The following is a 17,050-nucleotide window of genomic DNA, read 5'->3' as shown; positions in this document are numbered from 1 at the left end:
AACCCCCTGCCTCAGAGCGCTTGCTCCGGGGCAGGGGGTTCTTGCTTTATGATTTACATTACAGCGGGCAGGCGGTAAAGCCGTCCTTGCCCAGCACCTGGACCTTGGTGTAGCCCAGTTCCTTCAGCTTGGCGGCGACATCCGCAAACCCGAAGGTCAGCGCCTTGACCTCGTGGGCATCGGCGGTGATGACCACATTGCCCGACAGGATCAGCCACTCCTTCAGCAGTTCGTCAGAAGGGAAGTAGTCCTTGCGGAAACCGCGGTACACGCCGCTGGTATTTACCTCCAGCACGCAGCGGTTGCGCGCGGCGGTCATCAGGGCTGCCTTGGCGGCTGCCAGGTAGCGCGGGTCGCTCTCGTCAAAGAACTCGCCGCTGCCGTTGATTTTTTTGATCAGGTCAAAGTGTCCCAAAATCGTGGGCTTTTTCTCCGCCACCTTGGCCACGTTGGCAAAGTATTCCTCCGCCACGGCCAAGCCATCGCCGTCAAAATCATCATCGATGCAGGCGCGCAGATCCTCCTTGCGCCAGTCGATCTCATAATATTTGCCGGTCTTGGGACCTTGCACATAGTGGCAGCTGCCGATCCAGTAATCGTAGCGGGTGGGGTCATCGTCGCTGTACAGATCCCACTCCAGCCCGCACAGGATATCCATCTTGCCGGCGTAGCGCTCCTTCAGCTTTTCGATCTGCGCCTTGTACAGCGCGGTGCGGCTTTGGGTCATGCAATATTCCAAATCGTGGGCGGTGTGGCTGTGCCCGGTAAAGCCCAAGGTCTGCAAGCCGTCCTTCCAGGCGGCAACAGCAACCTCCTCCGGTGTGTTTTTGCCGTCGCACAGCTTGGTGTGAACGTGCACAGAACTCTTCAAGTATTGGTCAGCCATATTACTGCATCCTTTCCTGCTTCACTTTATGGTCGATCACATGTCTTTTTTCCAGTTCCTTGGTGATATCCTCCACCGAAATTCCCAGCTCGATCATCAAGACCATGACATGGTACGCCAGATCGCTGATTTCGTAGACGGTTTCTTCCTTATCGCGCTTGGCTCCCGCAATAATGACCTCGGTGCTTTCCTCGCCCACCTTTTTCAGGATCTTTTCCAGTCCCTTGTTGAACAGGTAGGTGGTGTAGCTGCCGTCCTTGGGGTCGGTTTTGCGGCCCTCGATCAGCGTATACAGCCCCTGCCAGGTGAATTGCTTCAGTTCGTCGGACAGGTACACCGTGTTGAAAAAGCAGCTTTCGGCACCGGTATGGCAGGCAGGGCCGTCCTTGATGACCTCCACCACCAAGGCGTCCTTATCGCAGTCTGCCGTAATAGACACCACGCGCTGCACATTGCCGGAAGTCTCGCCCTTACGCCAGATTTCCTGCCGGCTGCGGGACCAAAACACGGTGCGGCCCTCGGCAATCGTCAGCGCCAGAGTTTCGGCGTTCATGTAAGCAAGGGTCAGCACTTCCTTGGTGTAGTGATCCTGCACAATGGCGGGAATCAGACCGTTGGCATCGAATTGTAAGGATTTGGAATTTTCACGAATCTCCATAGCGAAACGCTCCTAAAATATATAATATAGTGTACCTCTTTTGTGCACATTTGGCAAGGGGTATTTGGGCTTACAGCCGCACTTCCACGCCGTTTTGGCGCAGATATTGTTTTAACGCGCAAATTTCCAGCTGCTTTGTGTGGAAAATCGACGCGGCCAGCCCGGCATCCACAGCGGGGTGGTTGCAGAACAGCTCGCGGAAATCCTCTTTTTTGCCTGCGCCGCCGCTGGCGATAATGGGCACGGCACAGCGCTTGGCCACAGCGTCCAGCAGCTCCAGGTCAAAGCCGTTTTTGACGCCGTCGGTGTCGATGGAGTTGACCACCAGCTCACCTGCGCCGTTTTGGACGCCCTGCTGCAGCCAGTCCAGCGCGTCCATGCCGGTGTTTTCGCGCCCGCCCTTGGCAAACAGCATAAATTTGCCGTCCACACGTTTAATATCGGCCGAAAGCACCACACACTGGTTGCCGTATTTTTGCGCCGCCGCGCTGATGAGCGCTGGGTTTTTGATGGCCCCCGAATTCACGCTGACCTTGTCGGCCCCGCATTTCAGCACGCGGTCAAAATCCTCTAAGCTGTTGATGCCGCCGCCCACCGTCAGCGGGATAAAAACCTGCCGCGCGACCTCGCGCAGAATGTCGGTAAACAGGGCGCGCCCCTCGGCGCTGGCCGTAATGTCGTAAAACACCAGCTCGTCCGCCCCTGCGGCGTTGTAGTAACGCGCCATCTCCACGGGGTCTGCCATGTCCTGCAGCCCCGCAAAGTTCACGCCCTTGACCACACGCCCGTTTTTGACGTCCAAGCAGGGAATAATGCGTTTGGTAACCATACTTTCCCTCCGCTCCTTTTAATTCTGATAGCGCTGCAGCGCGGTTTTCAGGTCAATGCCGCCGGTGTAGACCGACTTGCCCAGAATCGCGGCGTGGCAGTGCATGGCCTGCAATTCCGCCAGTTCCTCTATGCGGGCAATGCCTCCGCTGGCAGTGATCTGCAAATCGGGTATCTGCAAAAGTTCGCGGTACAGCGCCATATTGGTGCCCTGCATCGTGCCGTCGCGGGAGATATCGGTGGCAATGACCGCCTGCACGCCCGCCGCCGCGCACCGTTTGCAAAAGGCAACGCCCGGCTCGGGGGTGACTTCCTTCCAGCCGTTTACCGCCACAAGGCCGTCCTTCATGTCAACGCCCACGGCGATGCGCGTACCGTATTTCTGCGCCATGTGCTCTGTGAAGGCAAAATCCTTGACGGCCACCGTGCCCAAAATGCAGCGGTCAACGCCCAGATCCAGGTACATTTTGATCCGCTGCTCGTCCCGTATACCGCCGCCGACCTCGATTTTCAGCCCGCCCAGCGCTGCAATGGCGGCAATGGTCCGGCGGTTGGCGGTGGTGTCGTCCTTGGCGCCATCCAGATCCACAACGTGCAGATACTTCGCACCTGCGTCCAAAAACAGCTTTGCCTGCGCCACGGGGTCGGCGTTGTAGACCGTCATCTGGTCGTAATCGCCTTGGAACAGCCGCACGGCCTGCCCGCCGCGCAAGTCAATGGCAGGGTAGATGTTCATAGCGTCCTCCTCACAATTCCATAAAGGCCTTCAACAGCCGCAGCCCCGTGTCGCCGGATTTTTCGGGGTGGAACTGCGTGCCGTACACCAGCCCCCGCCGCACCGCGCCCGTGACCGGCAGGCTGTACTCGCTGGTGGCCAGCGTGGACGCCGCGCAGTTTTTGGCGTAAAAGCTGTGAACATAGTAGACATATTCGCCGTTTCGGATGTACTTAAACAGCGGGTCGTCCTCATGCCCCGACACAATGTCCAGCGCGTTCCAGCCGATATGCGGCACCTTTAAGGTGGGATCCCGCAAATCGTCTGCCAGCGGCACCACCTCACCGGGGATCAGCCCCAGCCCCGCGTGCTCACCGTATTCGTAGCTTTTTTCAAACAGAAGCTGCATCCCCAGGCAGATACCTAAAAGCGGCTTTTTCTGCGTTTCTTCACGCAAAACGGGCACAAGGCCGGTGGCGTTCAGCTTGGCGGCGGCATCGGCAAACGCGCCCACACCGGGCAGCAGGATGCGGTCGGCTGCGCGCAGATCGTCTGCTTTATCGGTCACGCAGACCTGTACGCCCAGGCTTTTTACCCCCGATACCAGGCTGAACAGGTTGCCCACGCCGTAATCCACAATGGCTATCATACTTTCTTCCCCCCTAAAATACATCATAACGCCAGAATTTCGTCCAGCGCCGCAAAGAACCGCGCCATCTCGGCGTCGGTGCCGATGGTAATGCGCAGATAATTTTCAATGCGCGGCGCGTCAAAACGGCGTATCAGCACACCGCGCTGCCGCAGCTGCTCAAAAATTTCACGGCACGGCATACGGTCGGTGGTGGCAAACAGGAAATTCGTGTGGGAATCCGCCAGCGTAAAGCCGCGGCGGCGCAGCTGTTCGGCGGTCTGTCGGCGTGTTTTCAGCAGCGCATCGCGGGTTTTGGCAAAATAGGCCTCGTCCCGTATGGCCGCCGCACCCGCCGCCTGTGTCAGCGAATTTACGTTGTAGGGGCTATAACTGAACTTGACGCGGTTCATATCCGCAATCAGCTCCGGGCGGGCGATGCAGTAGCCCAGCCGTGCCCCCGCCAAATTGTGCGTTTTGGAAAAGGTATGCGTGATCACAAGGTTTTCGTAACGTTCCAGCAGCGGCAGACAGCTTGCACCTTGCGGGGCAAACTCTATGTAGGTTTCGTCCACCACCACGATGTTGTCGGGGTTGGCCTGCAGAATTTTCTCAATTTCCGGCACCGGCAGCAGCAGGCCTGTGGGGGCGTTGGGGTTGGCGATCACCACCGTTTCATGCAAGCCGCAGTAGGGGGCTACGTCCAGGGTAAAGTCCTGCCGCAGCGGGATAACATGCTGCGGGATATGCAGCAAATCACACAGCACCGTGTAAAAGCTGTAGGTTATATCGGCAAATGCCAGCGGTGTATCGGCATCGCAGAAGGCGCGCAGCGCCAGCAGCAGGTTTTCGTCGCTGCCGTTGCCGCACAGGATATTTTCCGGCTTAACGCCCCAGTGCGCCGCAATGGCGGCGTTCAGGTCGGCGTTGGTCAAATCGGAATACAACCGCAGCCCCGGCACCGCCTGTGCCACCGCCTGTGCCACTGCAGGGGAGGGGGGATAGGGGTTTTCGTTGGCGTTGAGCTTGACAAGGTTTTTCAGCTTCAGCTGTTCGCCGGGCACATACGGCTCCAGCGCCGACAGCGTTTTGGTAAAATAGCGGCTCATGGGTCGTCCTCCTACGTTCGCGTTCTCACTCCTCGAACCGAATGGTCACGCTCTTGGCGTGGGCGTGCAGGCCCTCGTGCTCGGCAAAATCGGCAATGCGGCTCTGCACCTCGCCCAGTGCCTCGCGGGTGTAGTAGATAAAGCTGGACTTCTTGACGAAATCGTCCACGCCCAAGGGGCTGCTGAACCGCGCCGTGCCGCTGGTGGGCAGGGTGTGGTTTGGCCCGGCGAAGTAGTCGCCCAACGCCTCCGGCACATTTTTGCCCAGGAAGATGCTGCCCGCGTTCCGGATTTTATTCAGCACCGCAAAGGGGTCGTCCACGCAAATTTCCAGATGCTCCGGCGCAATGATATTCACCGCCTCGATTGCCTTGTTCATATCATCGGTCACAATGATCTTGCCGTTGGTGTCCACGCTCTCGCGGGCAATCGCGGCGCGGGGCAGTTGGGGGATCTGCACTTCTAACTCTGCCTGCACGGCCTTGGCCAATTCGGCGCTGTCTGTCACCAGCACGGGGCTGGCCAGCTTGTCATGCTCGGCCTGGCTCAGCATATCGGCGGCCACCCACGCGGGGTTGCAGCTGCCATCCGCCAGCACCAGAATTTCCGACGGCCCTGCGATCATATCAATGCCCACCTTGCCGAACACCTTGCGCTTGGCAGTGGCCACATAAATGTTGCCGGGGCCGACGATTTTATCCACAGCGGGCACACTCTCGGTGCCGTAGGCCAGGGCGGCCACCGCCTGTGCGCCGCCGCTTTTGAAGATGCAGTCAATGCCCGCAATGACCGCCGCCGCCAGAATGTTGGGGTTCACCTTGCCGTCCCGCTCGGCAGGGGTCATCATGACAATTTGCTGCACGCCCGCAACCTTGGCGGGGATAACGTCCATCAAAACGGTGGACGGATACGCCGCCGTGCCGCCCGGCACATACACGCCCGCGCGCTGGATGGGGGTGTATTTCTGCCCCAGCACAATGCCGGGACGGTCGGTCATAACAAAATTTTTGTGCAGCTGCTGCTCGTGGAAATGGCGGATATTCTCCGCCGCCATTTTCAGGGTGGTAATAAACGTCGGATCGTCCTTTTCCAGCAAGGCAAAGGCGTCCTCGATCTCCTGCGCACTCACCTGCACGCTGTCCAGCTGCGCGTGGTCAAATTTGGCGGCGTAGTCGATCAGCGCCGCATCGCCACGCGCGCGGACATCGGCAATAATGGCATCCACGGCGGCTTCCACGTTGGCTTCGGCGCGGATATCGCGGTTCAGGATATCCTCAGGGCGTACTTCATCAAAATCATACAGGCGAATCATTGGGCAAGCGCCTCCTTCATTTTTTGTAAAAGTTCGGTAACACGCTGATATTTGAACTTATAGCTCGCCTTGTTGGCGATAAACCGTGCCGAGATGGGCATAAACTCCTCCAACACGGTCAGGTCGTTTTCCTTTAAGGTCGTGCCGGTTTCGACAATGTCCACAATGACGTCCGACAACCCCAAAATCGGGGCCAGCTCAATGGAGCCGTTCAGCTTGATAATGTCAATATCCCGCCCTCGGCGCTCGTAGTGGTCACGGGCGATGTTCACAAACTTGGTTGCCACCCGCAAAGCGCGGCTCTCATCGTCGACAAACTGCCTGGGGCCTGCCACACACATGCGGCATTTTCCCAGTCCCGTGTCCAGCAGCTCGTACACATCGGCGGCGGATTCCGTCAGAATATCCTTGCCCACAAAGCCGATGTCCGCTGCGCCATGCTCCACATAAATGGCCACATCGCTGGGCTTGACCAAAAAGTACCGCACGCCCGCGTCGGGGTTTTCCACCACCAGCTTGCGGGTGTCGTTGTAATCCTCGTTGGCGCTGTAGCCCGCATTTGCCAGCAAATTGTACATCGTATCGCCCAAACGGCCTTTGGGCAGGGCGATGTTCAGCCAGATTTTTTCGGGCTGCTTTTGCTGTACGGGGGGCAGGGGAGCCGCCAGGCGTTCCAATTCGTCCAGGTACATGGCAAAGCCAATGGCGTTCGCGGTGGGGGTAAAGCGCTGCATCAGGTAGTCATAGCGGCCGCCCTTCAGCACCGCGCAGGGGATGCCCGCCGCATAGCCGGTGAACACCAGCCCGTTGTAGTAGTCCATCTCGTCCGCCATGCTCAGATCGAGACGCAGTTCGCAGCCCTGCGGCGGCAGGGTGTCCAGCAGCTGGCGCAGTTCTGTCAGGGCGGCGCGCTGGGCTTCGCACAGGCAGCAGGTTTCCGCTTGCGGCAGCACCTCGGCGGGGGTGCCGTGCAGCGTCAAAAGGCCGCACAGACTGTCGGCCGCCGCAGCAGACAGGCCGAATTTTTCGGCGGCGCGACGCAGTTCGTGTCCGTTTTTGCCCCGCAGGTATTTCAGCAGCCGTCCCCGTGCCGCAGGCTCGATGTTCAGCGCGTCCAAAAGCCCCGTCACAAAGCCCATGTGGCTGATTTCCAGCACCGTGGCAACCCCCAGCGCCGCCAGACTCTGCAACGCCAGACCGACGGCCTCGGCCTGAACGGCAGCGTCCACCGCACCCATACATTCCAAGCCCATCTGCCGTATGGTCTGGAAGGTGTGGCTTTCGCGGCTGGGGCGGCAGACCTCCTCATTGTAATAAAAGCGCTTGCATTCCTCGGGGGCAGGCTGCGCGGTTTTGGCAATACTTAACGTAACATCAGGCTTTATGGCGCGCAATTTGCCGTCCAGATCGGTAAAGGTCACCACCTGGGTGTCCGGCAAAAAACGATTGTACTCCTGATACAGGGCGTACTCCTCAAAGCGGGAGCAGCGGTACTTGCGGTAACCGGCCTGCTCATACAAAGCGCGCAGCGTAAAGGTCGCGCGCTCGGCGGGGGTAAAATTTTGCAGATCCATATCCATATCCTGCCTCTCCTATCCTCTATCTCTCTATTATACTTTAGCACAGTAAAGTTGTAAAGTGCTAGTTCAATAAAAAAGGGCGCACCCTTGCCAAATCGCAAAGATGCGCCCGTTCAGCGTGATATCAGCCCTTGCAGCCCTGTTCTTCCCAATCGCCGAAATCGGCGGGGTCGGCAATCTTGGTTGCATCCAGCTTGCCGTCCTCGGTCTTGGGAACCTCCACCGCGCCCAGCTCTACCGGGTTGACGTTGGGGGTCTCGTCCGCCTTGGCGGGGGCAGGCTGCACTTCGGCAGCGGTGTCCTCGGCTTCGGCAGGCACGTTCTCAGGGTCTGCGGGGGCAGGGGTTTCCGCCGCGGCAGACGCATCCTCAGCGGGCTCGGCGGAATCGGTCTCGACCTCATCCTCCGGGCCCACAATATGCTCGTACTCCTCGGTATGCTCGTCACGGTTCAAAAGATAGGCAGCCGCGCCCACAGCGGCAGCACCGACAGCCAGACCAACCAGCTTTTTCAGCAAAGACATTGTCAAAACCTCTTTTCCACTCTTGCGGCGCACGGCAATTTATGCGGTGTCGCCTTATATTTTTTGGTTAGTATACCACAGCACGCACAAAATTACAAGCAATGTCAATAAAAATTCACAATTTATGAACTTATGGCAATACCGCATAATTCTAAGTGCCGATACGGCGAGCGAGGTGCGGCAGCTGTTAAGCCAAAAGCGCAGATAATACTTTGTGCTGCAAAGGTGAGCGCCGCCAGTGGCGGATACAGCGAACCGAAGCAGGGGCAGCGGTCGCAGAGTGCAAGGGGCTTTTGCCCCCGAAGCACGATGCGGGTACCGCAACCCGACATTATCGAGCATTTTGGCAACGCAGATGCTGTGCCGCACACCGAGCCGCAGCGAGGCGCTTCGGAGCGCAACCGCCGCTTGCGGCGGCTCTTGGCGCGGAGATCCGCCGGAGCGGTGCTTAAGCCGTAAGGCGGGAATTGTGCGGTGTTGTCTTATATACCCTCTGTAACATACATCGTGTCTTTGCCGTCTATGTAGGTGAACGGCAAAATGACACGGTACCGTCAGCCGCATAAGACAAGATTTTGGAGGATTTTTTATGAAACGCTTTTTCTGTTTTTTGTTGACCGTTGTATGCGCCGCCACTCTGGCAGCCTGCTCTACCCAAAGCAGCCGTTCCGATGTTGCTGACCCAACTTCTGCTGCGGACAGCGCCCAAATTCCCAACCCCTGGCAGGAATACGACACCTTGGATGCCTTAAACGCGGCTGTCGGAACATCCTTGACCGCCCCCAAAGACCTATCCGTAAGCGAGGAGCATTTCTCCGCCATGGAGGGTGAAGCCTACACGCTCGCGGAATACCGCTTTACATATAACGGTGCCGTATACACCCTTCGCACAGCCCCCACGCAGGAGGATATCTCCGGTTTGTGGATGGCCGGCAAAACCGTCGGAGATACCAATGAGGATTTTGCCACTGTGGACGGCAGTCCTTGGACACGCTGGTATGACGAATCCGGTCAACGCCAGTTCTCCCTGTATGGCAAAAACGCCTCTGCCGAGGATTTCGCCGCTGTGACCGCCACACTGGCGCAATAAAAACAAACGCCGGACTCCTTCGGGAGGCTGGCGTTTTACTTTTTGCGTGCTATAATAAATAAAAGGGAAAGGAGGGGATCGCTTGCCCACAGGTTTTTCACTTTCCGGCAGCGGGCTGAAATGGTTTGCCATGCTCACCATGCTGCTGGATCATATCGGGGCCGTCCTGCTGGTGCCGCACCTTGCCGACCCCACGGCAGCGGCCGTCTATCTGGTGCTGCGGTGCATCGGGCGGATGTCCTTTCCGATCTACTGCTTTCTGCTTGCCGAGGGCGTGCGCCACACGTCCCATCCGCGCCGCTACGCCCTGCGGCTGCTGGGCGTAGCGCTGCTTTCCGAGCCTGCGTTTAACTATGCCACACTGGGTCGTTGGCGGGACGCGGGACACGCCAACAATGTCCTGTTTACGCTGCTGCTGGGCTTTTTGGCGCTGCAAATTCTGCGCGCCCTGCAAGCCCGCTTTGGGCAAACCGACCCCGCTGCGCTGGTGTTGGGCGGCGCTGCCGCTGCCGCCTTGACATTTCTGGCGGAGCTTCTTGGTACCGATTACGGCGCCGCAGGTGTTGTGACTATCGTTTTATTCTACGTTTTGCCGCCGCTTTTTGCTAACCGCAGTGTCGGCTTTACCGCCGCACTGCTGCCCCTGTGCCTGACAGGCTCTTTAGAAATTTTCGCCCTGCCCGACGTTTTTCTGCTGAATGCCTACACGGGGCAGCGCGGGCGGCAGAACGCACTTTTCTTTTATGCCTTTTACCCCGCACACCTTCTCCTGCTGGGGCTGCTGGCGCATGGGTGGCAGTTCGTATAAACTTCGTAACGCGCTATTTTTATAATATCAAAAACCCGCATATCTTACGCAGATACGCGGGTTTTTGTTGGCGGAGTAAGAGAGATTTGAACTCTCGCGGCGGTTTCCCACCCTACGCCCTTAGCAGGGGCGCCTCTTCGACCTCTTGAGTATTACTCCACAGTCAAAGTGATATCTCTATTCACTTGTCATTAAAAATGGCGGAGAGGATGGGATTCGAACCCATGGTCCGCTCTCGCGAATCGCTGGTTTTCAAGACCAGTTCCATAAACCACTCGGACACCTCTCCACAGTGGCTGCCGCCAAGTACGTTTGATAGTATACCAAACGTTTTGGCAAATGTCAAGCCTAAAGCAGAATTTTTTTATACTTTTTATTTTTTCGGCACAGCTGCGCCTTTTTATTTTTACGCTGTCCGTCGGTGGCTTGCATTGCGGCACAAAATCCAGTATACTAAAGGCAATATCGTAACCGTAAACAACAGGGGGCACAACTATGCGTTTATTTGATGTGCTGGGCCCGGTCATGACGGGGCCTTCCAGCAGCCATACGGCGGGTGCGGTGCGCATCGGCAGCACGGCGCGCCGCCTTTTGGGCGAGGCACCTGCCCAAGCCGACATTATTTTATACGGCAGCTTTGCCGCCACGGGGCGCGGACACGGCACCGACCGTGCGCTGGTTGCGGGGCTTTTGGGTATGCAGCCCGACGACGACCGCATCCCGAACAGCTTTGCCATCGCTGACGCGCAGGGGCTGCAGTTCACAGTTTCCACCGGCACGCTGCGCGGGGGCTATCCCAACACCGCCATGCTGCGGCTGGTGGGGGTATCCGGGCGCAAGCTGGAGGTCATGGGCGAATCCATCGGCGGCGGACGCATCAACATCTGCCGCATTGACGGCATTACCACCCATTTCGGCGGCGACCGCAACACGCTGATCGTCTTTAACCAGGACTCTCCCGGACACGTTGCCGCCGTCACCGGCGCGCTGAGCCGCCTTGGCATCAACATTGCCACCATGCAGCTGTTCCGCTCCGAGGCGGGCGGCTACGCCGTTATGGTGCTGGAATGCGACCAGCCCCTTCCGGAGCAGCTGTGCGGCGAGCTTTCTGCCTTGCCGGGCATTATCAAGGTCACGATATTAAACGTATAAGGGGGTGTTGAAATGGCGTTCTCATCTGTCAGTTCCATGCTGGATGCCTGCAAGCAGAGCGGGCACCCGCTGTATGAAGTCATTTTGGAAAGCGACCTTGCCGAAAGCGGCCTGACCCGCGCCGAGAGCGAAGCCGAAATGCACCGCCTGTGGGGCGTTATGTGCGCCACCAGTGCAGGGTATTGCGGCGCTGACCGCTCGATGAGCGGCTACGCCGGGGGCGACGCCGCCAAGGTTGCCCAGGCAGCAGGGGAGGGCAGGCTTTATGCCGACGGCTACTTTGCCGAGGTCATCGCCGAAGCCCTGAAAACCGCCGAGTGCAACGCCTGTATGAAACGCATCGTGGCGGCGCCCACCGCCGGCAGCTGCGGTGTTTTGCCCGCCGTGCTGCTGCCGCTGTTCCGCGCCGGACGCGCCGACGAGGACGCGGTCTGCCGCGCGCTGTATGTTGCCGCCGGGTTCGGGCAGGTCGTTGCCGCCAGAGCCACCCTGGCAGGGGCGGAGGGCGGCTGCCAGGCCGAGGTCGGCGCCGCCAGTGCCATGGCTGCCGCCGCGCTGACCGTGCTGAAAAACGGCACACCCGAACAAGCCGCCGAGGCGTTTGCCATGGCCCTGACCAATCTGGAAGGGCTTGTCTGCGACCCCGTGGCGGGTCTGGTGGAAATTCCCTGCGTCAAGCGCAATGTCATCGGCGCGATGAACGCCGTTTCTGCCGCCGATATGGCGCTGGCGGGTGTGGTGGGGCACATTCCCGCCGATGAGGTCATCGACGCCATGGCTGAGGTCGGCAATGCGATGAGCCACGAATTGCGCGAAACCGGCATCGGCGGTTTGGCAGGCACCCCCACCGGCTGCAAGATCCGCGACGCCGTGACCCGTGGCTTTGACACACCGTGACCCCTTGCCAAGTATGCTATACTATATTATATAGAACAAAATAAACCATCCGGAGGTTTTTGACTATGAATGATCCGCGTTGGGCATCCATTGATGCCTTTGCCGAACAAAACCGCGACGCCGTGTTGCGGGACATTACCCGCCTGGTAGCCGTTCCCAGTGTCGAGGGCACCCCCGAGCCGGGCGCACCCTTCGGCGCAGGCCCCAAGGCCGCCCTGGACAAGGCGCTGGAGATCGCCGCCGAGCTGGGTCTGCACACCTATAACGCCGACGGCTACATCGGCTGGGCCGACACCGCCCCCATCGCCGAGGGGCAGAAGTTCCTGGCCACCATCACCCACACCGACGTTGTCCCCGAGGGCAACGGCTGGGACGCCGACCCCTACACCGTGCGCGTGCGCGACGGCTGGCTGCTGGGGCGCGGCGTTGCCGATGACAAGGGGCCGAGCATCCTCTGCCTGTACGCCCTCAAATACCTGAAGGACAGCGGCATTGCCCTGCGCTACCCCGTGCGCGCCCTGCTGGGTGCCAACGAGGAGACCCATATGCACGACGTTGACTACTACGCCGAGCACTACCCGATGCCCGCTTTCTGCTTTACCCCCGATGCCGAGTTCCCGGTCTGCAACGGCGAAAAGGGCGGCTTCAGCGGCGAGCTGGTCAGCCACGCGCTGAACGGCGTCATTCTGGACTTTCAGGGCGGTGTTGCTGTCAACGCCGTGCCCGACCGCGCCTTCTGCGTGGTGAACGTCCCCGCTGACCGCCTGACCCCCGCCGAGGGCATCACGCTGGAAGCAGGGGAGCAGCCCGGCACCACCGTCATCCGCGGCTGGGGCAAGAGCGGCCACGCCGCCATGCCCGCCGGCACGGTGAACGCCATCGGTCTGATCGTGCGCTATCTGCTGGACAGCGGCATCTGCACCGAAGCGGAAAACGCCTATCTGCAGGTACTGCGCACCCTGCACGCCGACACCGACGGCACCGCCTTGGGCATTGCCGCCGACGATGGTCTGTTTGACCCGCTGACCGTGGTGGGCGGTACCATTTGCATGAAGGACGGCGTCATCCGCCAGACCTTTGACTGCCGTTACCCCACCAACACCAACCCCGAAACGATGTCCGCCGCCGTGCGCAAGGTCTGCGGCGATGCCGCCGCACTGGAGAATGTTTCCAGCCGCGTGCCGTTCTATATTGCCGCCGACAGCCCCGCCATCCAGACGCTGATCCACACCTACAACGACGTCACGGGCGAGGGCAAGACCCCCTTCACGATGGGCGGCGGCACCTATGCGCGCCACTTCCCGTATGCGGTCAGCTTTGGCCCCGAGCATACCGACCTGCCCCTGCCGGAGTTTGCCGGTCCGATGCACGGTGCCAACGAGGGCGCTAACTTCGATAAGCTCATCGAAGCGCTGAAAATTTATATTCTGGCCCTGCTGCGTCTGCAGGAAATCGAGCTGTAAAACAGCAGCCCCGCTTCCCAAGGGAAGCGGGGCTGTTTTCATTCTTTTAATGTACTCTCAAAGTACACTCAAAATTCCACGCCGCTGTCGTACAGCGTGACATAGCCGCTGTCCTGCCGGTTTGTGCGGCGGCACAGGGCGGCGACCAAGGCGAAAATACCGCCCGCCACAACCAAAACTGCCAAAATTCTGCCAAGATGTTTCATATCGCTGCCCTCCCGGTTTGCGCCTGTTATTTTTTCTACTTATACTATACCACAAGAAGCACGCAGTTGCAAGTAAGTTACATACTTTGCAACATTTGCGCAAAACTCTGCATAAATTGCGCATTCCGATTTTTTCGGACGTTCTTCACAAAATCGCCTTGACTTGAATCCCAAAAATGTTAAAATGATACTGTATATTTGTCCGGTTGGAGCAAGGCTTGCCTTTTTCGCTGGCATCACCGCAGCCGGACGCCATTTCAACGTGACTGTGCCGCACCGCAAAATCGGTGCGCGGTCACATCAGAACAGGGGGAAATCAGCTTGTTTAAGTCCCTAAAGCGCTCCGCCAAGGGTGCTGCCGTCCCGCACGACAAAGGCACAGCAGGGCTGGCTACGGTGCAGATGCCCGTTCCCGACCGCGTTGTGATCCCTATGTCTATGCACATCGGCGCACCGGCAGAGCCGACCGTCCAAAAGGGTGACACCGTGCAGGTGGGCACCATCATCGGCAAGGCGGGCGGGTTCGTCAGCGCCAACATCTACTCCAGCGTGTCCGGCACGGTGGAGGGCATCGCCCCGCTGCGTATGGTCAACGGAGCCATGACCACCGCCGTCACCATCAAGACGGACGGTGCCCAGACGGTAGACCCCGCCTGTGTGCCGCCCACCGTCACCGACAAAGCCAGCCTGATGGCCGCCGTGCAGAACTGCGGCCTGGTCGGCGTAGGCGGTGCCGGCTTCCCGACCCATGTCAAGCTCGCTGCCAACACCATCGACACGCTGCTTATCAACGCTGCCGAGTGTGAGCCGTACCTGACCACCGACTGCCGCGAAATGCTGGAATGCAGCGACACCATCATCTCCGGCATCAGCGCCGTGATGAAGTACTGCGACATTCCGCACTGCATCATCGGCATTGAGCGCAACAAGCCCGAATGCATCGACCTGATGTGCTCCCTGGTGCGCAAGATGCCCGGCGTCACCGTCAAGCCGCTGCCCATGCGCTACCCGCAGGGCGCAGAAAAAACGCTGGTCGAAACCTGCACCGGCCGCGAGGTGCCGCAGGTGGGACCCTCCGGCAAGCCGGGTCTGCCCGCCGATGTCGGCTGCGTCATTATGAACGTGACCAGTGTGTCCACCTTGGGCAAATACTTAAAGACCGGTATTCCGCTGGTCAGCAAGCGCCTGACCGTGGAGGGCGACGCCATCGCCAAGCCCCAGAACATTGAGGTTCCCATCGGCACTATGTACAGCGATGTCATCGCAGCCTGCGGCGGCATCAAGGAAGATGTGCCCCTGGGCAAGATCATCTTCGGCGGCCCCATGATGGGCGGTGCCGCGCCCGGCGCGGACTTCCCGGTTTTGAAGCAGAACAACGGTCTGCTGCTGCTCAGCAAGGCAGCCGCCGTCCTGCCTGAGCCTTCGGCCTGCATCCGCTGCGGCCGCTGCATTGAGGCATGCCCCATGGGTCTGGAGCCTGTGGCCATTGCCGAAGCGTTCAACAACAAAGATTTTGATGTCTTAAAGGCCCGCTGCGTAGATTTGTGCGTGGCCTGCGGCAGTTGCAGCTACGCCTGCCCCGCCAAGCGCCCCGTCAGCCAGACCATGACGCTGGCCAAGGGCTGGTACATGGGCGAGCTGCGGAAAGGGGGCAAATAACCCGTGGAAAACCTGATTGTAACCGCCTCGCCCCATATTCGGGACAAAGCCACCACCCGCAGCCTGATGGGCTATGTGGTCATTGCGCTGCTGCCCGCCGTGCTGGCGTCGGCTTTGATTTTCGGTATGCGCGCGCTGGTGCTGGTGGTCGTTACCACCTTTGCCTGTGTATTCTTTGAGTATCTGTATGAGATGCTCCTGCACAAGCCCGTCACGGTCAAGGACCTGTCCGCCGTGGTCACGGGCATGATCCTTTCGCTGAACATGCCCGTGGGTATGCCGCTGTGGATCGCCATTGTCGGCGCGTTTGTCGCCATCGTGATCACCAAGCAGCTGTTCGGCGGCTTGGGCTACAACTTCGCCAACCCCGCGCTGGTGGGCCGTATCGTCCTGTTCCTGGGCTTTACCTCCCGTATGACCGCCTACGTCTACCCGGATATGAGCGTTGACGCGCTGGCTTCCGCCACGCCGCTGGCGCTCGGCAGTGAGCTGCGCAGCGTAAACCTGCTGCATATGTTCCTGGGCTTCCACGGCGGTATGCTGGGCGAGGTCAGCGTGCTGGCGATCCTTGCCGGCTTTGCCATTCTGCTGGCCAGCGGCACCATCCACGCCACCATTCCCGTCAGCATCGTGGGTACGATGTTTGTACTCAGCGCCCTGTACACCGGCGACCCGTATCTGGCACTTTTGCAGTGCATGTCCGGCGGTCTTTTGTTCGGTGCCGTCTTTATGGCGACCGACTATGTGACCTGCCCGTTCACCACCAAGGGCAAGCTGTTCTACGGCATCTTTATCGGTCTGGTGACCTTCCTCATCCGCAACTTTGCCTCGATGAACGAAGGCATGAGCTTTGCCATTCTGCTGGGCAACCTGATGGTGCCCTGGTTCAACGCCTGGGGTCACCAGATCCCGCTCGGCTACAAAAAGCCCAAGAAAGTCAAGGAAGGGGGCGCTGCCTGATGGCCAACCATTCTTCTGCCGAGAAGCAGTCCGCTTCTAAAGAGCTGGTTTTTCCCGTTATCGTGCTGGTTGTCATCTGCCTGGTGTGCAGCGCGATCCTGGCGGTGCTGAACAACATCACCGCCCCCATCATTGAGGCCAACACCCGTGCCGAGACCCTGGCCGCGTATGTGTCGGTGCTGCCGCAGGGTACCACCACCGATGAGCTGACCGAGGTGGAAAACCTGACCACCGCCAACGTGGCCGGTGCCGTCAAGACCGCCGCCGGCGATGTTGCCGTCAAGGCAGCTGCCACCGGCTACTCCGGCAAGGACGTCACCGTCTACGTTGCCTTTGATGGCAACGGTGCTATCTCCGGCATCAGCATCGACGCCTCCACCCAGACCACCGGCATCGGCTCCAAGGTAGGGGAGGAGCGCTTCGCCTCCGGCTTTATGGGCTGGAACGGCGGCAAGGTTTCCGCGGGCAGCCCCGTAGACAGCATCTCCGGCGCGACCTACTCCACCAATGCCGTGTACAATGCGGTCAACGCCGCAATCGACTGCTACAATAACGAAATCAAGGGGGGTATGTAAC

The 17,050-nt window shown here is 59.5% G+C and carries 18 protein-coding genes and 2 tRNA genes; 8 read left to right on the top strand and 12 right to left on the bottom strand.

All coding sequences use genetic code 11. The features are described from left to right. Positions 1-58: 58 nt before the first annotated feature. From Q0I19_RS00640 to Q0I19_RS00600, 9 genes are all read right to left on the bottom strand, one after another. Positions 59-886 carry a histidinol-phosphatase HisJ family protein gene (locus Q0I19_RS00640; protein WP_294759394.1) on the bottom strand — a complete coding sequence of 276 codons (828 nt, stop codon included), beginning with the start codon at positions 884-886 and terminating at the stop codon, positions 59-61. 1 nt (position 887) lies between these two features. Continuing rightward, positions 888-1,544 (bottom strand): bifunctional phosphoribosyl-AMP cyclohydrolase/phosphoribosyl-ATP diphosphatase HisIE, encoded by a 657-nt coding sequence (gene hisIE / locus Q0I19_RS00635; protein ID WP_294759393.1) that lies wholly within the window; start codon positions 1,542-1,544, stop codon positions 888-890. 70 nt (positions 1,545-1,614) lie between these two features. Then, positions 1,615-2,373, bottom strand: a complete 759-nt coding sequence (gene hisF / locus Q0I19_RS00630) for an imidazole glycerol phosphate synthase subunit HisF (protein ID WP_294759391.1) — start codon at positions 2,371-2,373, stop codon at positions 1,615-1,617. Positions 2,374-2,391: 18 nt separating this feature from the next. Further along, complete coding sequence (gene hisA / locus Q0I19_RS00625; RefSeq protein WP_294759389.1) at positions 2,392-3,108, bottom strand: 1-(5-phosphoribosyl)-5-[(5-phosphoribosylamino)methylideneamino]imidazole-4-carboxamide isomerase; 717 nt, start codon at positions 3,106-3,108, stop codon at positions 2,392-2,394. A 10-nt stretch (positions 3,109-3,118) separates the two neighbouring features. Then, positions 3,119-3,736: an imidazole glycerol phosphate synthase subunit HisH gene (gene hisH / locus Q0I19_RS00620; protein WP_294759387.1), complete on the bottom strand. Its 618-nt coding sequence runs from the start codon at positions 3,734-3,736 to the stop codon at positions 3,119-3,121. Positions 3,737-3,759: 23 nt separating this feature from the next. Beyond that, positions 3,760-4,824, bottom strand: coding sequence for a histidinol-phosphate transaminase (gene hisC / locus Q0I19_RS00615; RefSeq protein ID WP_294759386.1), 1,065 nt, complete (start codon positions 4,822-4,824; stop codon positions 3,760-3,762). 25 nt (positions 4,825-4,849) lie between these two features. Continuing rightward, the gene (hisD, locus tag Q0I19_RS00610) at positions 4,850-6,136 is read right to left on the bottom strand and encodes a histidinol dehydrogenase (protein WP_294759384.1); all 1,287 of its coding nucleotides are present in this window, start codon (positions 6,134-6,136) and stop codon (positions 4,850-4,852) included. Beyond that, positions 6,133-7,716, bottom strand: a complete 1,584-nt coding sequence (gene hisG / locus Q0I19_RS00605) for an ATP phosphoribosyltransferase (RefSeq protein WP_294759383.1) — start codon at positions 7,714-7,716, stop codon at positions 6,133-6,135. The genes hisD and hisG overlap by 4 nt, the downstream gene beginning before the upstream one ends. Before the next feature lie 124 nt (positions 7,717-7,840). Continuing rightward, positions 7,841-8,239, bottom strand: a complete 399-nt coding sequence (locus Q0I19_RS00600; RefSeq protein WP_294759381.1) for a hypothetical protein — start codon at positions 8,237-8,239, stop codon at positions 7,841-7,843. 589 nt (positions 8,240-8,828) lie between these two features. Here Q0I19_RS00600 and Q0I19_RS00595 point away from each other — a divergent pair. Further along, positions 8,829-9,329: a hypothetical protein gene (locus Q0I19_RS00595; RefSeq protein WP_294759379.1), complete on the top strand. Its 501-nt coding sequence runs from the start codon at positions 8,829-8,831 to the stop codon at positions 9,327-9,329. An 82-nt stretch (positions 9,330-9,411) separates the two neighbouring features. Beyond that, the gene (locus tag Q0I19_RS00590) at positions 9,412-10,137 is read left to right on the top strand and encodes a TraX family protein (protein ID WP_294759378.1); all 726 of its coding nucleotides are present in this window, start codon (positions 9,412-9,414) and stop codon (positions 10,135-10,137) included. Between the two features lie 68 nt (positions 10,138-10,205). Here Q0I19_RS00590 and Q0I19_RS00585 read toward each other — a convergent pair. Continuing rightward, positions 10,206-10,296: transfer RNA gene (locus Q0I19_RS00585), tRNA-Ser, on the bottom strand. A gap of 39 nt (positions 10,297-10,335) precedes the next feature. After that, a tRNA-Ser gene (locus Q0I19_RS00580) sits at positions 10,336-10,426 on the bottom strand. 206 nt (positions 10,427-10,632) lie between these two features. Between Q0I19_RS00580 and sdaAB the strand changes: the two genes are divergently transcribed. From sdaAB to Q0I19_RS00565, 3 genes are all read left to right on the top strand, one after another. Further along, positions 10,633-11,289: an L-serine ammonia-lyase, iron-sulfur-dependent subunit beta gene (gene sdaAB, locus Q0I19_RS00575; protein ID WP_294760547.1), complete on the top strand. Its 657-nt coding sequence runs from the start codon at positions 10,633-10,635 to the stop codon at positions 11,287-11,289. A gap of 12 nt (positions 11,290-11,301) precedes the next feature. Further along, positions 11,302-12,186: an L-serine ammonia-lyase, iron-sulfur-dependent, subunit alpha gene (sdaAA, locus tag Q0I19_RS00570; protein ID WP_294760549.1), complete on the top strand. Its 885-nt coding sequence runs from the start codon at positions 11,302-11,304 to the stop codon at positions 12,184-12,186. 65 nt (positions 12,187-12,251) lie between these two features. Then, complete coding sequence (locus Q0I19_RS00565; RefSeq protein WP_294760550.1) at positions 12,252-13,649, top strand: Sapep family Mn(2+)-dependent dipeptidase; 1,398 nt, start codon at positions 12,252-12,254, stop codon at positions 13,647-13,649. A gap of 68 nt (positions 13,650-13,717) precedes the next feature. Here Q0I19_RS00565 and Q0I19_RS00560 read toward each other — a convergent pair whose 3' ends face one another. Then, on the bottom strand, positions 13,718-13,855 hold the full coding sequence (locus Q0I19_RS00560) for a hypothetical protein (RefSeq protein ID WP_294760552.1): 138 nt from the start codon (positions 13,853-13,855) through the stop codon (positions 13,718-13,720). Positions 13,856-14,176: 321 nt separating this feature from the next. On the opposite strand from Q0I19_RS00560, the gene Q0I19_RS00555 reads away from it, so the two are divergent. Genes Q0I19_RS00555 through Q0I19_RS00545 form a run of 3 tightly spaced genes read left to right on the top strand, consistent with a single transcriptional unit; the run spans position 14,177 to position 17,049 of the window. Beyond that, positions 14,177-15,514, top strand: a complete 1,338-nt coding sequence (locus Q0I19_RS00555; RefSeq protein WP_294760554.1) for an RnfABCDGE type electron transport complex subunit C — start codon at positions 14,177-14,179, stop codon at positions 15,512-15,514. A gap of 3 nt (positions 15,515-15,517) precedes the next feature. Next, the gene (locus tag Q0I19_RS00550) at positions 15,518-16,474 is read left to right on the top strand and encodes an RnfABCDGE type electron transport complex subunit D (RefSeq protein ID WP_294760555.1); all 957 of its coding nucleotides are present in this window, start codon (positions 15,518-15,520) and stop codon (positions 16,472-16,474) included. Next, positions 16,474-17,049, top strand: a complete 576-nt coding sequence (locus Q0I19_RS00545) for an FMN-binding protein (protein ID WP_294760557.1) — start codon at positions 16,474-16,476, stop codon at positions 17,047-17,049. Before Q0I19_RS00550 ends, Q0I19_RS00545 begins: the two co-directional genes overlap by 1 nt. Position 17,050: the final 1 nt, after the last annotated feature.

This window comes from uncultured Gemmiger sp., assembly GCF_934561205.1.
Classification (GTDB): Bacteria; Bacillota; Clostridia; order Oscillospirales; family Ruminococcaceae; genus Gemmiger.
Note: the sequence above shows the minus strand (reverse complement) of the source record. Positions and strands in the feature narration are given on the sequence as shown.

Coding starts and splice junctions, on each gene's coding strand:
- Q0I19_RS00640 (WP_294759394.1), bottom strand. CDS start 886: ATGGCTGACCAATACTTGAAGAGTTCTGTGCACGTTCACACCAAGCTG.
- hisIE (WP_294759393.1), bottom strand. CDS start 1,544: ATGGAGATTCGTGAAAATTCCAAATCCTTACAATTCGATGCCAACGGT.
- hisF (WP_294759391.1), bottom strand. CDS start 2,373: ATGGTTACCAAACGCATTATTCCCTGCTTGGACGTCAAAAACGGGCGT.
- hisA (WP_294759389.1), bottom strand. CDS start 3,108: ATGAACATCTACCCTGCCATTGACTTGCGCGGCGGGCAGGCCGTGCGG.
- hisH (WP_294759387.1), bottom strand. CDS start 3,736: ATGATAGCCATTGTGGATTACGGCGTGGGCAACCTGTTCAGCCTGGTA.
- hisC (WP_294759386.1), bottom strand. CDS start 4,824: ATGAGCCGCTATTTTACCAAAACGCTGTCGGCGCTGGAGCCGTATGTG.
- hisD (WP_294759384.1), bottom strand. CDS start 6,136: ATGATTCGCCTGTATGATTTTGATGAAGTACGCCCTGAGGATATCCTG.
- hisG (WP_294759383.1), bottom strand. CDS start 7,716: ATGGATATGGATCTGCAAAATTTTACCCCCGCCGAGCGCGCGACCTTT.
- Q0I19_RS00600 (WP_294759381.1), bottom strand. CDS start 8,239: ATGTCTTTGCTGAAAAAGCTGGTTGGTCTGGCTGTCGGTGCTGCCGCT.
- Q0I19_RS00595 (WP_294759379.1), top strand. CDS start 8,829: ATGAAACGCTTTTTCTGTTTTTTGTTGACCGTTGTATGCGCCGCCACT.
- sdaAB (WP_294760547.1), top strand. CDS start 10,633: ATGCGTTTATTTGATGTGCTGGGCCCGGTCATGACGGGGCCTTCCAGC.
- sdaAA (WP_294760549.1), top strand. CDS start 11,302: ATGGCGTTCTCATCTGTCAGTTCCATGCTGGATGCCTGCAAGCAGAGC.
- Q0I19_RS00565 (WP_294760550.1), top strand. CDS start 12,252: ATGAATGATCCGCGTTGGGCATCCATTGATGCCTTTGCCGAACAAAAC.
- Q0I19_RS00560 (WP_294760552.1), bottom strand. CDS start 13,855: ATGAAACATCTTGGCAGAATTTTGGCAGTTTTGGTTGTGGCGGGCGGT.
- Q0I19_RS00545 (WP_294760557.1), top strand. CDS start 16,474: ATGGCCAACCATTCTTCTGCCGAGAAGCAGTCCGCTTCTAAAGAGCTG.